Origin of the sequence: Lactiplantibacillus sp. YT640 (assembly GCF_049745435.1) — a bacterium.
Lineage (GTDB): Bacteria > Bacillota > Bacilli > Lactobacillales > Lactobacillaceae > Lactiplantibacillus > Lactiplantibacillus plantarum.
Genome location: NZ_JBMNVY010000018.1, coordinates 32,129 through 46,540, shown reverse-complemented (window position 1 = coordinate 46,540; position 14,412 = coordinate 32,129). Strand labels below are relative to the sequence as shown.

Annotated in this window: 18 protein-coding genes; 8 read left to right on the top strand and 10 right to left on the bottom strand. The window is 46.0% G+C overall.

Annotation, left to right across the window (positions count from 1 at the left end):
- Window positions 1-310 precede the first annotated feature (310 nt).
- The gene (locus ACOV1R_RS11175) at window positions 311-1,000 is read right to left on the bottom strand and encodes a sugar transferase (protein WP_054519170.1); all 690 of its coding nucleotides are present in this window, start codon (window positions 998-1,000) and stop codon (window positions 311-313) included.
- 496 nt (window positions 1,001-1,496) lie between these two features.
- On the opposite strand from ACOV1R_RS11175, the gene ACOV1R_RS11170 reads away from it, so the two are divergent.
- Window positions 1,497-1,802, top strand: a complete 306-nt coding sequence (locus ACOV1R_RS11170) for a hypothetical protein (RefSeq protein WP_021357387.1) — start codon at window positions 1,497-1,499, stop codon at window positions 1,800-1,802.
- 92 nt (window positions 1,803-1,894) lie between these two features.
- On the opposite strand, the gene ACOV1R_RS11165 is transcribed toward ACOV1R_RS11170, so the two are convergent.
- The 4 genes from ACOV1R_RS11165 to ACOV1R_RS11150 form a co-directional block, all read right to left on the bottom strand.
- Window positions 1,895-2,122 carry a DUF2922 domain-containing protein gene (locus tag ACOV1R_RS11165; RefSeq protein WP_021357388.1) on the bottom strand — a complete coding sequence of 76 codons (228 nt, stop codon included), beginning with the start codon at window positions 2,120-2,122 and terminating at the stop codon, window positions 1,895-1,897.
- A 28-nt stretch (window positions 2,123-2,150) separates the two neighbouring features.
- Window positions 2,151-2,363, bottom strand: a complete 213-nt coding sequence (locus tag ACOV1R_RS11160; protein WP_021357389.1) for a hypothetical protein — start codon at window positions 2,361-2,363, stop codon at window positions 2,151-2,153.
- Window positions 2,364-2,477: 114 nt separating this feature from the next.
- Window positions 2,478-2,672 (bottom strand): hypothetical protein, encoded by a 195-nt coding sequence (locus ACOV1R_RS11155; RefSeq protein ID WP_054519171.1) that lies wholly within the window; start codon window positions 2,670-2,672, stop codon window positions 2,478-2,480.
- Window positions 2,673-2,712: 40 nt separating this feature from the next.
- Entirely contained in the window at window positions 2,713-3,261 is a 549-nt protein-coding gene (locus tag ACOV1R_RS11150; RefSeq protein ID WP_054519172.1) for a sigma-70 family RNA polymerase sigma factor, read from the bottom strand.
- A 278-nt stretch (window positions 3,262-3,539) separates the two neighbouring features.
- On the opposite strand from ACOV1R_RS11150, the gene ACOV1R_RS11145 reads away from it, so the two are divergent.
- The 3 genes from ACOV1R_RS11145 (at window position 3,540) to ntdP (ending at window position 5,739) form a co-directional block, all read left to right on the top strand.
- A complete protein-coding gene (locus ACOV1R_RS11145; protein WP_033610100.1) occupies window positions 3,540-4,256 on the top strand; it encodes a hypothetical protein in 717 nt (238 codons plus the stop codon).
- Window positions 4,257-4,289: 33 nt separating this feature from the next.
- A complete protein-coding gene (gene recX, locus ACOV1R_RS11140) occupies window positions 4,290-5,093 on the top strand; it encodes a recombination regulator RecX (protein ID WP_080474059.1) in 804 nt (267 codons plus the stop codon).
- A gap of 97 nt (window positions 5,094-5,190) precedes the next feature.
- Entirely contained in the window at window positions 5,191-5,739 is a 549-nt protein-coding gene (gene ntdP, locus ACOV1R_RS11135) for a nucleoside tri-diphosphate phosphatase (protein ID WP_003643214.1), read from the top strand.
- 212 nt (window positions 5,740-5,951) lie between these two features.
- On the opposite strand, the gene ACOV1R_RS11130 is transcribed toward ntdP, so the two are convergent.
- Window positions 5,952-6,683 (bottom strand): C40 family peptidase, encoded by a 732-nt coding sequence (locus ACOV1R_RS11130; protein ID WP_021357252.1) that lies wholly within the window; start codon window positions 6,681-6,683, stop codon window positions 5,952-5,954.
- Between the two features lie 175 nt (window positions 6,684-6,858).
- Between ACOV1R_RS11130 and ACOV1R_RS11125 the strand changes: the two genes are divergently transcribed.
- The gene (locus ACOV1R_RS11125) at window positions 6,859-7,236 is read left to right on the top strand and encodes a helix-turn-helix domain-containing protein (RefSeq protein WP_016511296.1); all 378 of its coding nucleotides are present in this window, start codon (window positions 6,859-6,861) and stop codon (window positions 7,234-7,236) included.
- 153 nt (window positions 7,237-7,389) lie between these two features.
- Window positions 7,390-7,584 carry a type II toxin-antitoxin system Phd/YefM family antitoxin gene (locus tag ACOV1R_RS11120; RefSeq protein WP_003645953.1) on the top strand — a complete coding sequence of 65 codons (195 nt, stop codon included), beginning with the start codon at window positions 7,390-7,392 and terminating at the stop codon, window positions 7,582-7,584.
- A gap of 126 nt (window positions 7,585-7,710) precedes the next feature.
- Here ACOV1R_RS11120 and ACOV1R_RS11115 read toward each other — a convergent pair whose 3' ends face one another.
- Window positions 7,711-8,637 carry an L-lactate dehydrogenase gene (locus ACOV1R_RS11115; RefSeq protein ID WP_021357073.1) on the bottom strand — a complete coding sequence of 309 codons (927 nt, stop codon included), beginning with the start codon at window positions 8,635-8,637 and terminating at the stop codon, window positions 7,711-7,713.
- A gap of 163 nt (window positions 8,638-8,800) precedes the next feature.
- On the opposite strand from ACOV1R_RS11115, the gene ACOV1R_RS11110 reads away from it, so the two are divergent.
- Entirely contained in the window at window positions 8,801-9,994 is a 1,194-nt protein-coding gene (locus tag ACOV1R_RS11110) for an AI-2E family transporter (RefSeq protein ID WP_003643221.1), read from the top strand.
- Between the two features lie 52 nt (window positions 9,995-10,046).
- The gene (gene tagD, locus ACOV1R_RS11105) at window positions 10,047-10,445 is read left to right on the top strand and encodes a glycerol-3-phosphate cytidylyltransferase (protein WP_054519174.1); all 399 of its coding nucleotides are present in this window, start codon (window positions 10,047-10,049) and stop codon (window positions 10,443-10,445) included.
- A 164-nt stretch (window positions 10,446-10,609) separates the two neighbouring features.
- Here tagD and ACOV1R_RS11100 read toward each other — a convergent pair whose 3' ends face one another.
- Genes ACOV1R_RS11100 through gnd form a run of 3 tightly spaced genes read right to left on the bottom strand, consistent with a single transcriptional unit; the run spans window position 10,610 to window position 14,403 of the window.
- Window positions 10,610-11,965 (bottom strand): gluconate:H+ symporter, encoded by a 1,356-nt coding sequence (locus ACOV1R_RS11100; RefSeq protein ID WP_003643223.1) that lies wholly within the window; start codon window positions 11,963-11,965, stop codon window positions 10,610-10,612.
- Between the two features lie 11 nt (window positions 11,966-11,976).
- Window positions 11,977-13,491, bottom strand: coding sequence for a gluconokinase (locus tag ACOV1R_RS11095; protein ID WP_003643224.1), 1,515 nt, complete (start codon window positions 13,489-13,491; stop codon window positions 11,977-11,979).
- A 15-nt stretch (window positions 13,492-13,506) separates the two neighbouring features.
- Window positions 13,507-14,403 (bottom strand): phosphogluconate dehydrogenase (NAD(+)-dependent, decarboxylating), encoded by an 897-nt coding sequence (gene gnd / locus ACOV1R_RS11090; protein WP_021357221.1) that lies wholly within the window; start codon window positions 14,401-14,403, stop codon window positions 13,507-13,509.
- Window positions 14,404-14,412 lie beyond the last annotated feature (9 nt).

Here is a 14,412-nt window from a genome sequence, read left to right as displayed (position 1 = left end):
TTATTTTATAAATTAGAAAGTATTTTTATTGTTAATTAACTGAGGAGCGACATAGTTATATCAACGATAATTAAATTGGGAGAATAGCTTAATATTTGGAGAATCCCAGTGAGTTGTGTTCGTGCACACTATGATTAGGGACTGAAAAATTTGGCCGGTAGGGTCGAGGAATCAATGATGATTGCAGGAGCGGGGAGATAACTTTGATGGTATGGCGAGCGAATGGTGCGTGGTGTGTTCAAATCAATGGGTTACAAAAACGCGCAACCAAATTTCCCCTTGAGTTTGGTTGCGCATTTTGTTTTGATGTTTAATAAGCGCCATTAGGCTTGAACATAATGACCACGGTCTTGAACATAATGACCACGGTCTTGAACAGAATGTAGACATCAAATGCGACACTCCGTTTAGAAATGTAAGTTAAGTCTAACTTGACCATTTCATCAAAACCGACACTGTTACGAACGGTTGCTTGCCATAAACCGGTACAACCTGGCTTGACGGCTAACCGTTGTTTGTCATAGTCGGAATATTCTTCGACTTCTCGTGGCAATGGCGGCCGGGGTCCAACTAAGCTCATCGAGCCTTGAAGGACGTTTAGCAATTGTGGTAGTTCATCAATGCTATATTTACGGATGAATCGCCCAATCTTAGTTACGCGGGGATCATCCTGCATTTTGAACATGGCACCATCAATCTCGTTATCTTTAAGTAATTTTTCCAACAATTCATCGGCGTTGGAAACCATCGAGCGAAATTTATACATCTTGAATGGGACTTCGCCACGACCTAACCGTGTCTGCGAGTAGAAGACGGCGCCTTTAGGATCTTCAACTTTAATCGCAATTGCAATTAGCAAGAAGAGTGGTGATAAGATGATGAGGCCTAAGAGGCTAGCAACAAAGTCAAACACGCGTTTAATGAACCGATAACCATAACGACGATGCTGACGCCCGGCGTCAATCGTAATCGGTCTGATTTCTCGTTCCTTCAATTCCATAAGTAACACCCTATGCTTCCTTTAAATATTTTCCCCCGTAAATCACAGTCAGATTAATCTATTACTAGTGTTCGGGTTACCGCAAACTGACTATGTATGTACTGTATTGATACAACCTAATGATTATAGTACAAAATAGCTATCAAGTAAACATACTTGATATGATTAACTTTGCGGTATCGTTTAAGTTTATTATAGCAAACATTGTGTTAGAGTAAACTAGTATTTAAGTCATAATTGTCGGATGGCTAGTTTTAACTAATTTGACTAGCTACAATTTGGCTAACTATAATTTACCAGCATTTTATCAAGATGCAATTATTAGTAGCCTGAAACGCGATAATAATGACTAAATAAAACGCGTGGTAAAATTAGTTAATGAACAGAATGATGCTAGGCTCAGTAGTTCAAGTTTCTCACATTCTCCCTAGGTTTTCCCCGCCGTTCACGGTACAATTAGACAAGAGCTCAAATTCAAGTGAAAAGGATGTCCGACATGAATGACGATTGGATCACGGTTTTCCCCGCGGATTATAATAATTCGTACCACTTAATTTTGAAACGGGGGACGGCCCACTTTGCGTACTACTACTTTAAGGTCGATAAGTTAGATCAGCGGGTCATTTTCTATGATGATATTGAGCGTAGCGGCATTTCAATCAAAACCCAAATTACGCGGACATTTATGCGAGCACTCGTCAAAGCGATTGATTGGCATCCGGTCGGTAATAGCATTATTATCGAGATTTATCCAGTTGATCGCAATGAGACTAGGGCAATCCGGCTTTCTTGTGATATCTAGTGCCGAACGTGGTGCCATAAGCTAACTGAATATAATAAAGAATCCCCGGTCAGCAATTGACCGGGGATTCTTGTAATAGCAGGTAACGCGGATTAAGCCTTTGGTGCGGTGATAATTGGTGTTTCGATGGTTTCGACGTACTTGGCGGCGAGTGGTTCGGCAACGAGGTTCTCGCCGTCCTTAACGAACAGCTTCGTGGCTGCTAGATCCGCCATGGCTTTGCTAACGACATCCTTACTCAAGTTATCGTTGGCGTAGTGTAACTTCAAGTGGTGAACCTTGTTAGTACTAGTTTTAAAGCTTAAGTCTAAAGTTTTCATGGGCGTTTCCTCCTATATTATGAGTGTGTTAAGCGACGGGTTGTGGATCGTAGCGGTAAGCGTTGACCAAGTTAGCGGCCATGAATTGATCGCCCGTCAAGACTTCGACGATCTTACCAAAAGCAGCGAGTTGTTCGTCAGTCGCGTCTTGGGCGATGCCGTTAAACGTTTGTTTACGTTGTTCGTCCAATTCCGTTGTCGTTTGAACCGTCAGGGTAGCTTTTAACCAAGTTTTAGTCATGATGAGTTCCTCCTCGAATTTTGTGGTGGTAGGCTGGCCAGCTTACATTAATACAGACGGCTGAGCCAGTCGATTTGTGCACCGTTTGATTAAACTTTTTTGACTGGTGAGTGTTTAGTCGGCAAACTCGGTGACAGTTTGGACAGTAATACTGATAATCGTGTCAGCAAATAGTGGCCTGAGGACGGCCATTAGAGTGGCAAGATCAGCGTCCGTTAGCTCCCGACCAGCGGACCAGTGTTGATGCACCTGATGTTGTTTGATGTCAGTTGTTGTAATAATGAGGTGAGTGTTCATCCAATTATGCATATGGGGCTCCTTTCGTATTGAGCAAATGTCGGTTTTAGTATTAGTTACGGGCTTGTTGCTGATAGAGTTGGTGAGCTTTAGTGAGCAAGCGGGTTCGCCAGTTATAGACGGTCCGACGACTGACTTGATGACGGTGCATGATGCTTGCAACCGACTGTTCTTCCAGAAAAAATTCAGTAAGGTAAATGCGTTCACCCGGACGACATTGTGCTAAGAGTTCCGTTAATAATGCGGCTAATTGCCAATGGATCTCTTGATCAGCCATCGGGTCAATGGCGATGGGCAGGGCGTGTTCCAGCTTGACCTGCGATTGTGTCCGCAAAGTTTGGTTACGCAAATAGTCAACGGTTCGCCACTTGATGCGCCGAAAAGCAAATTTGCGAAAGTCTGCCAAGTTGGCAGGCAGTTCAGGCTCATAGTTCTGATAGGCGGCTAGCCAGGTCAGATGTGCCACGGTAACGCAATCCTCAAATTGCGGGTGATATTTGGTCACGTGTGCGGCCTTCAAAGCACCATACAACAGGCGTTGGTGTTCCGGATGTGCGAGTAGGTCAAAGGCGGCTTGATTATCAAAACGGTCAGCGTGCATTGAAATAACCTCATTTTATCGTTAATTACCTTGGCCAAGGTTGATTCTAGTGTAGTGAGTGGTCAGTAATGGTGCAGGTGGTGAAAACGGACTGAAAAGTGACGATTTGTTTTCATTATTAATGTTCCGGTTAGATTTGAGCAATTCAATGACCAAGTGCTTTCCTAGATTGTATGTAATTGTTATGATGTGATTAATCTAATTAACCGCGAACGGGCGGGGGCGTTCAGCCGGTGAATGTTAGAGAAAATACTTATCTCTAGGGGGCTTTACCACCTATGACCCAAAATATTGACGATCCGCATCACGTTAACTCTTTTTGGCATCTCGAATCTGGTACTTGGGACACCCGACAGCCACAGCGATTATTACCAATAGCGACGCGTTCAGATATTGATATAATCGACGTGCTGGAGACAATTTTTCTGCTTGACATTAAACACTTGGCATGCGCCGAGAATACCTTGATTTTTGACCGTCAACGAGGACTGATTAAGACTAAGCTGACAACGCGACAAATCATGATGACTTATGCAGTCCAACTAGGCTTTTCTGGGACCCAACTAATTAAACGGCTGGCTAGTCAGTTAGGACTATCGATGCATAAACTACCGGTGATTCATGGTGCTGCCATCTTGATGCCGCTAGGAACGGCCAAACGGGGAACGACTAGTTGGTATAATCGACATTATTTGGCGCATATCGAAGATCAAGGCTTTATGACTGCTTTGATTTATGACGGTCCCATCACGGTTCGCGTCGATGCGAGCAAGCGGATCGTTACTCGTCAATTGGCTAAGGCGGGGCAACTGCAACTAGCAGTCCAGGAACACCATCGCCGCCGCGCAGTCCCAAATCAGTCATCACCGACCGTATTGGATGCGGATCAAGCGATGATGCAGTCATACACCGATCAGGTCTTAAAACATTATGGAATTTTAGCACTGCCTGGGGAAATTAGTTGGTTGACCCGGCAGTTTTTCGGTAAACTATAATCGTGATGATTAAATGAGAGGAGGGGGATGTCCGTGACGAAGAAAGTGACGAAAATCGTAGCCCAGAAACGTGCGGGGCGCTACAACATATACTTAGACGAGCAGTATGCTTTTCCAATCAGTGAGTCAGTGATGATCAAGTTCCGTGTTTTCAAGGGCATGGAAGTTGATGAACAACTACAAGCGACAATGATTGCGGCTGACGATGTATCCAAGGCTTATACGCGCGCATTAGATTATTTATCACATCAACTGCGGACGGAGAAGGAAGTCCATGACAAGCTGCGGGATGAAGAGATCGACGAAACGGTGATTGACGCGACGATGCAACAATTACGCGAGTTACGGTTATTGAATGATCAACAGTATGCCGATGCCTTTGTGCGGACGGCCAAACGGACCAGTGACAAGGGGCCACGGGTGATTCGGCAGAAATTACGACAAAAGGGTGTGGGCGAGCAGCTGATTGATGACGCGCTGGCCGGGCAGTTTAGTCCTGAAGAACAAGTTGATAACGCCGGTGAACTAGCGCGCAAGTTGGCTAAACGTTATCACCGGCAAGCCTTCAAGACAATGCAACAAAAAGTTCGTCAAGGGATGATGACGAAGGGGTTTGACAATGATACGATCACGGCGGCGATTGCTAGTTTGGAATTGCAACCGGATGAAGATGAACAGTGGGCCGCCCTTGTGACGCAGGGCCAGAAGTTGTGGCAACGCAATCGCAAGTATGCGTTTCGTGAACGCATGATGCGCACGAAACGCAGCCTGTTTCAAAAGGGCTTCATGATGGACGATATCAATCGATTTATCGACGAACAAGTTGCTGATGAATGAAAAGGTTGAATTACCTGCCCGCACGCCATAAAAATCTGGTATAATGTTTAATGAAATTCGATGAAAATTTACCCTCATTTTAGAAAGTTGGGTTAATATGGCGCGCGAGGCTAAGGGACCTAAGGAAGGCGACTTCATTACGATTAAAAGCTATAAGCACGACGGAAGTTTACATCGAACTTGGCGCGATACAATGGTACTCAAAACAAGCGAGAACGTACTAATTGGTTGTAACGATCACACACTAGTCACCGAGGATGATGGTCGCCGGTGGGTGACGCGGGAACCTGCAATCGTTTATTTTCATAAGCATTATTGGTTTAATATCGTGGCGATGATTCGCGATAACGGCGTTTCATACTATTGCAACTTAGCATCACCATACGTGTTAGATAAAGAGGCTTTGAAGTACATCGACTATGATTTGGATGTCAAAGTCTTTCCCGATGGTGAGCGGCGGTTGTTGGATGTTGATGAGTACGAAGAACACGGTGCCCAATGGCGTTATTCGGCTGATACTGATCGCATTTTAAAAGCAAATGTGAAAGTCTTAGTTGATTGGATCAAAAACAAAAAAGGCCCGTTTTCACAAGACTACATTGATATCTGGTATAGTCGCTATCAAGAATTATCACGTCGGCAATAGCTCTGCTGACGGTCTGTCAGCGGCGTAATTAAAGTACAAAGGGAGTGACTCCGTGCTGGGGTGCTCCCTTTTGTGTTCTGGTTGCGTCTCGACATTGAATAATAAGAGGTGATTACCAGCCGTCATGGTTGACACAAGTCATGATAATTAGGACAATAAAAAACGACCCACAAGTCGCCTCTGTGGGTCGGGTGAAAATAGGAATTACACTTTTAAGCGCCAAAGTTGACTGGTCGTGAATAGCCAACCGCGTGCCACCACGGAACGTAGATTTTTTCATTTTTGACACCATTGTCCTGAGCGTCAATCATCTTTCCACCACCAACATAAATACCGACGTGTGATATCGAACCTGTGCCACTACCAAAGAAGACTAAATCGCCTTTTTGGGCGCGCTGTTTGGAAATTTTGGGATATTGTCGGTACTGAGCTTGTGCCACGCGTGGTAAGGTTTTCTGCGCAGCTTGCTGGAAGACATACTTAGTGTAACCGGAACAGTCGAACGTGTTCGGACCGACCGCACCATAGACATAGCGATGGTCAAGTTTGGATTTGGCCACGTTATAGAGGTTGGTGAAAGATCTGGTGCTCTTCTTGAGGGAGCCGGTCTTGACCCAGCCACGAACACGGGTATTAGCACTCGTTACAAAATAATAATTAGCCGTGGTATTATTAGCTAAGCGAATTTGCCATTGTTGGGTGACAAACCAAGTGGTATTACCATATTGTCGAAGCGTTCCCCGACTCTGGATTTTAAGATTATTTGCGGCACCACTCATGTTATAGAAGCCGCCCTGAGTATTCTTCGTCAGGTAGGCGCTTTTAGTAAGATTAGTGGTTTTAATGACGCGATTCGTTGAGCTGGCATCGACGTTTGGTGCTTGCCAAAGCTCCACCGTGAGGCCTAAAATAGCAACAATCAGTGTGATAAGACGTTGTTTCATATGTATTTCCTCCCCGAAAATCCCCATGTCCATCTCATTCAATAACGCTGACCCCATCATAAGCGCTCATTGTAACAAAGTTGTTGCAAATGAGTTGCGGTTCGATTAAGTAATGTCAACAGCTTGAGTGGATTAACAATAATTGATTAGATCTTGACCGATAGGAGTGACGAACTTGGCTTTTTTGAAGATTGATAACGGTGAATTACTTAAGAATATTCGGCAATTTGCCAAGAAGAATGGACTGACCTTAGCGGAAGTGGCGACCTTAGCAGGCTTAAGTGCGAGTGCTATCTATAGTTGGAAAAAGCACACGCCGTCAGTCGGTACGCTTAAGGAAGTTGCTCAAGTGCTCGGTACGAGTTATACCAAATTGGTTGGTAAGGATAAAGAACCGACAGCTAAGGCGATCAATGCCGCTGCTGTTGATCTTAAAAAAGTGATTGAAAACAAGAAAAACCAATTTGAATACGACGGTCAGCCGATTACTAATGAACAGATGAAAATTATCAGAAACGTCTTGAAGTCGATGTTCAAGACCCCGCGACTTTAATTTTAAGTAAAACTCGGTTCTTTTAGGTGCAACTGGGACCTGCTTAGTGTAAAATATTGCTCAGTTACTTGAATAATTGCTAGCAGCGCTTGACGGGCTTGAATGGATGGTGCACAATGGCACCAATTATGGAACGGATTGGGAGATGGGCGTATGAAAAAAGTTACTACCGCATTAGCAAAAAAGAATATCAACCAGTTGTTAACGATTGTTAATCAAGGCCACGATACCATTGAGGTGGAAAATCCCAGCACCCAAGATTCAGCGGTAATGGTTAGTATGAAAGACTGGTTGCAGATTGTCAGCCAATTAGCCAAAACGAATCATCATGACATGGAATTCAGTTAAATAATAACAAAGAACTAATCGTGCCAGTCAAGGTTCGCTTAGTCCAATAAGCTAAAGGCACCACCGACATAATCATGTCGGTGGTGCCTTTTTGAAAGTGTTAGTTCGTTGACATTTGAGTGCTGATTAGTCGGTCTGACTTTCAGCGTACTTGGTTTTGATATAATCAGCTGAAACTTGTAATTTTTTCAATTCTTCGTCTGTGAGATCCAATTGAACTTGTTCGACGATCCCGTCACGACCAACGACGGCTGGATATGAAAGGTATACGCCGTATTCTTCCCGGAAATTTGAAACGGGGAGTTCGGTGAGGGCGTCATTCAAGACCGTGTTGGCTAAGCGCACCGCGGCCGTTGTCACGCCATAACTCGTATATTTTTTGCCATGGAAGACCCGGAAGCCACCGTCGCGTGATTCGGCGTCTAGTTTGGTCAAATCTAAACCGCGGTCAGCGGCTAATTTGGTAATTGGTTGACCTAACACGCGTACCGTTGACCAAGCTGTAAATTGAGAATTGCCGTGTTCACCCAGGTTGTAGCCGGCCACGGACCGTGAATCCAGGTGTAGTGCACTGGCGACCGCTCGTTTCATTCGTGCAGAGTCCAGTAGTGTTCCTGTCCCAATCACGTGATTCTTTGGCAACCCGGTAACCGCTTGGTAGATCGATGTGATGACGTCCACGGGATTAGTAATGACGACTAGAATTCCGTTGAAACCACTGGCTTTGATTTTAGCAGCGACGTCTTTGACTTGTGTGCTGGTAAAGGGTAATTCTAGGAAGCGGTCATTAGTTGGTGAATCTTGTAACTTAATATTCCCGATAGCTGAGATAATGACATCGGCATCAATGAGGCTGCTATAATCATTGATAATGATATTCGTGTGATAAGGTAAATTAGGCATTGCATCCTGAAAATCAAGCGCGTCTGCTTCAACTTTGCTGGTGTTCGTATCGATGAGGACAAGGTCATCGGCAAAGCCATTGGCGACGATGTAGTGAGCGGCGGTTGAACCGACGTGTCCCATTCCGATAATGGCAATTTTACGTGACATAATGTAGCGCTCCTTTGAAAGTTTATCGTTCATTAATTAAATTACCATTATTCTCATTGATTTTAAATAGATTTTGTGAGAAATATCGAAATCGTATTCGGACTAAGTGAAATAGGGTATAATTAACGCATTAATAGTTGCACCAAGAAAGGGAGGAGCGCGAGTGTTTAAGCGCCTAAAAGATTCGGCCTTGTTATTTTGGTCACTTGAAATTTTGATTGTGGCGACCTTGATCTGGGTCTGCACGAACATTGGTTTTTTGTTTCAGCCAATCGGCACGTTTTTAAGTGTCGTGTTCATGCCAATTTTGATTTCAGGATTTTTATTTTATATGTTGAATCCCTTGGTCAAGTTGTTGACTAAGGTTCATTACAAGAAGTTTCGGATTTCTCGAACCGGAGCTGTGGCTATCGTATTTGTGCTATTATTCGGGTTACTGGTGTGGGGAGCGGTTTCCCTGTTGCCACGGTTAGTCAGTCAGGTGACACAACTGATTTATAACCTACCAAGTATTGCCACTGAGATGCAAAAAGCCGCTACTAAGCTGATCAATAATAGTTCGGTACTGAAAAGAATTGATATTAGCTCGTACACCAAGCAATTCAATGGTGAAATCAGTAAGTATTCTCAGAACTTTTTGTCATCATTATCAAGTAGTGTTGTTACGGTGATTTCCACGATTACGAGTGTGACGATCATGGCAATTACGATTCCAGTCGTATTGTTCTATATGTTGAAGGATAGTGAGAAATTCATTCCAGCTATCAGTCGGTTCTTACCGAAGAAACAGCGGCCTGAAGTCATTGGTTTACTACAAAAGATGGGCGACACGATTTCTAGTTATATCAGTGGTCAGGTTATTGAGTGTCTCTTCGTGGGGACGTTTACGGCGATTGGCTACATGTTGATCTCGCAACCATACGGGTTATTGCTTGGCGTGATTGCTGGATTGACAAACATTATTCCGTACGTAGGACCTTACATTGGGATCGCGCCATCACTCATCGTGGCCTTCACCAAGTCACCGATGCAGGTAGTGTACGTGATTATCGTAGTCGTGATTGTTCAACAGGTTGATGGGAACTTAATCTATCCCAACATTATTGGGCGGACACTCAAAATCCACCCGTTAACGATCATTATTTTATTACTAGCAGCGGGAAATATTGCCGGAATTCTTGGCATGATTTTAGCGATTCCGTTCTATGCTGTGGTCCGGACCGTGGTTATTTACCTCTATAATATTGTCGAGTTACGAAATGAGGAGCACTTGCGTAAGCAAACGACGGTCTATCAGCCGCAACCTGCTAAGGCGACTAAAGCAGACTTGACGACGACCACTAAATCAAAAAAGTAGTCTGTGCTATAATTGGTGAATTAAGCTTGAACGTGGCATAAGGAGTGATTTTTTGAAGAAAGTAATTACGTATGGGACATTCGATTTGTTGCATAAAGGCCATATTCGGTTGCTTAAGCGTGCACGGGCCTTGGGCGATCATTTGACCGTTTGCGTCTCGACCGACGAATTCAATGCTGAGAAGGGTAAGCATGCGTACACCTCGTATGAGGATCGTAAGTATATTTTGCAAGCCATTCGCTATGTCGATGAAGTGTTACCTGAGAAAAGCTGGGATCAAAAAATCCGGGATGTCGTTGATAACGATATTGATATTTTCGTGATGGGTGACGATTGGCACGGCAAGTTTGATTTTCTAAAAGACTACTGCGAGGTGGTCTATTTGCCCCGTACTGAAGGCATCTCATCGACGCGTATCAAGCACGATTTAGGGATGCAATCCAAGGATTAACCACTAAGCTAGATGATTTATCAGTCACAAAACACCGCCGTTACCCGCAACTTCAAGCTGCGTAACAGCGGTGTTTTAATTAACAGTTATTAGTAAGTCACGCCTAAATGACCATGGACTGGTTCGATGCGGATTATAGTTAGCATTCAGCCAGTTCAAAGGGCTTAATGGAAGATGGCGTTGAGCGCCAACACGCCTCCGAGACCGCAGACAGCGATGATCGTTTCTAACATCGTCCATGTAAGCAGCGTTTGCTTGACGGTCAGGTCGAAGTATTCCCGGAACATCCAGAAACCAGCGTCGTTCACGTGAGAAGCGGCGACACTCCCAGAGCCGATGGCAATTACCATCAGGGCGGGGTCGATACCAGCTTGCGTCATTAACGGCGCAACTAGGCCGGCTGCCGTGAGGGCCGCTACGGTAGCGGAGCCGAGTGAGACCCGTAAGATGACAGCGACTAGCCAGCCAAGAATCAGTGGTGAGATGCTGCTGCCACTGAACAACTGGGCCACGGCCTTACCAACACCCCCATCAATTAAGATCTGTTTGAAGGCGCCACCCCCACCGATGATTAGTAATAACATGGCAATTGACTTAGTGGCATCTTCGATGGTGGCCGTGATGGCCTTATTGGTCTTGTGTTGGTGAATCCCCATTGACCAGAGGGCGAATAATAGTGAAATTAACATGGCAATTCCGGGTGCCCCAATCAAACGAATGATTTGGTCAAGGGTCGACGGGTTTTTAGGTGTCACACCGTGATCAACGACTAATTCGTAGACGGTGGTGATTGTCATCAGAATCACGGGGAAGAGCGCCGTTAAGACACTGAGTCCAAACCCGGGTGCTTCAGATACTTTGAATTGACGTTTGTTACTGCTAAGTGGCAGGTGTGGTTTACCGGTGAATGCGTCAGGAACCATCTTTTGCGCCCAGCGTGAAAAGAGCGGTCCTGCGATATAAACAGTTGGAATCGCAATAATGATCCCGAATAGTAGCACATGACCCACGTTCGCATTTAGCGTCGTCGCAATTGCAGTTGGTGCCGGGTGCGGTGGTAAGAATCCGTGAGTAACAGATAATGCGGCGCCCATGGGAATCCCCAGATAGAGAACGGGAACTTGTGCTTCGATCGCAATGGCAAAGACGATTGGAATCAACAAGACGATCCCAACTTCGAAGAAGAGGGCAATCCCGATGATAAATGAGGCGACTACGATGGCAATTTGTAGCCGTTTGCGCCCGAAAATATCCAATAGTGTCGTGGAAATCGTGTAAGCACCACCAGCATCGGCTACTAAGCGGCCGAGCATGGCACCGAAGCCGAAGACTAGTGCTAACTCACCCAGTTGACTGCCAATCCCGTTCTGAATACTAGTAGCAATCTTAGTTAATGGCATCCCTAGTCCGATTCCGACGACGACGGCCGTAACAATCAGTGCAATATAAGTATTCAGCTTGAATTTAATAATTAATAGTAATAGTAGTAGGATGCCGAGTGTAAGAACAACAAATGGCATAGTGGACACTCCTAACGATTTAGAGTAGCAATTTCGTGATACAACGGTGCCAATTGCGCCGTTACGTGGTCAAAAACGACTTGGTGTTGATGATATAACTGGTGGTTGGCGGCGTTGGGTTGATAAGTTTCGGTTGCACCAATCATGGCGTGAATCGCGGTTAAATCATCAATATGCCCCAGTGCCTTGAGTCCAATCACGGCCGCTGCTAGACAGGAACTTTCGAAGCTCGCTGGAATCGTAATGGGTTGTCCCAATACGTCAGTCAAAATTTGCCGCCATAAACTTGAACGGGCAAAGCCACCAGTGGCCCGAATCGCATGAACTGGTTCGGCGGCTGCCGTCAATTGTAGGACAGTATTCAGGTTCATCACGATACCCTCTAAGACCGCACGTGCAATATCGGCTTTGGTCGTGGTCGTGGTGACGCCCAGCAGTGAACCGCGGGCATCCGCATTCCAGAGAGGCGCGCGTTCACCACTTAAGTAGGGGTGAAATAAGAGTCCGTGGGCACCGACGGGAACGGTTGCGGCAAGCGCTGTCAATTGGTCGTATGGATCTTGTTGATTCGCACGGGCGGTTTGGCTTTCAGTAGTGAAGAGCTCATCGCGGACCCACCGGAAGACTTGACCACCGTTATTGATCGGCCCACCAACAATCCAGTGGTGCGGCGCGACGTAGTAACAAAATAGTCGACCTTCAGGATCCAAGTATGGTTGTTTCGTCATCACCCGTACAGCACCGGAAGTGCCAATCGTAATGGCCGCAACTCCTGGTTCATCAGCCCCCACCCCCAAGTTTGAAAGGGCACCGTCACTTGCACCCATGATAATTTTCGTTGTGGGTGCGAGTCCCAGGGTTGATGCTGCGACTGGTGTCAGTCCATCGATCACGGCGTCGGTATCGACCAATGGTGGTAGCTGCGTGCGGGTGATGTGTGCATAGTCGAGCGCGACAGGTTCCCAATCGAAGTTATAAAGATTGAATAGGCCAGTGGCGTTGGCCATTGAATAATCCATTTGAAGTTGGCCCGTCATTTTGTAAATCAAGTATTCTTTAATTCCGACTACGTGACAGGTTTGTGCTAGTAATTCCGGTGAATGATGGGCAAGCCAGTGAAGCTTAACCAGGGGACTCATCGGGTGAATCGGCGTTCCCGTAAGGTGATATAGGCGATCGCCCAGGGGTTGACTTTTCAATTCAGCGGCGTCTTGTGCGGCCCGGTTATCTGCCCAAGTGATGACCCGGGTCAGCGGTTGTTTCTGACTGTCAAGTAGGATCAAGCTGTGCATTGCGGATGAAAAGGCGATTCCTTCGATGTCTTCGGGATCAATGCCAGCACTTACTTGATGGATGGTCGCTTGGACTGCCTGCCAGATTTCTTGCGGGTCCTCTTCGGCCGTGGTCACGGTATCATGATAGAGTGGGTAGCCAACGTTGGCACTCGCAATTACGTGACCCTGGTGGTCGTACAAGACGGATTTGGTACTTGTGGTTCCTAAATCAGTTCCAATAAGGTAAGTCATGGTGCTTCGTTCCTCCTATTCGTGATCGACAGCGTGGCCACCAAACTCGTTACGTAGGGCGGCAACAACTTTACCAGTGAATGTGTCATCGGTTTCTGAACGGTAGCGCATCATCAAGGCCATCGCAATGACCGGGGTGGCGACTTGTTGGTCTAGGGCCGCGTCTAAGGTCCAGCGACCTTCACCGGATGAATGCATAACACCCTTGATGTCATCTAGATTACCATCCTTGCTGAATGCATCTTGAGCTAAGCCCATTAACCAGCTTCGAATGACTGAGCCGTTATTCCACATTTTGGCGACGGCCGCGTTGTCGTAAGTGAACTGACTATGCTGTAAAACGTCAAAGCCTTCACCTATTGCTGCCATCATACCATACTCAATTCCGTTGTGGACCATCTTCAGGTAATGACCACTGCCAACAGGGCCGGTGTACAAATATCCATTGGGAGCGGCAATCGCTTTAAATAGTGGTTCGACGACTTGGAAAGTGGCGGGGTCGCCACCAATCATAAAGTTGCCATCGTGGCGTGCACCAGCTTGACCGCCCGACGTCCCGACATCTAAGAAGTTGATGTGGTGACTTGCCAGTAATTCGCCGTGGCGGATACTATCTTGATAGTGCGAATTACCGCCATCGAGGACGATGTCACCTGCACTTAAAGTCTGGGCTAACTGTTCGATAACGCTGTTGGTTGCCTTACCAGCGGGTACCATGATCCACACGATCCGTGGTGTTGGCAACTGGTCAAGCAAATTGGTGAGATCCGTGGCCGTCGCCAACCCGTGAGCACTGGCGGTACTAAGATTAGTGGGGTTAAGATCCATTCCCACTGGCGTGTGCCCGTTATCCTGCATGTTCAACGCTAAGTTCATTCCCATTTTACCTAAGCCAATCAATCCTAATTTCATGATGAAACC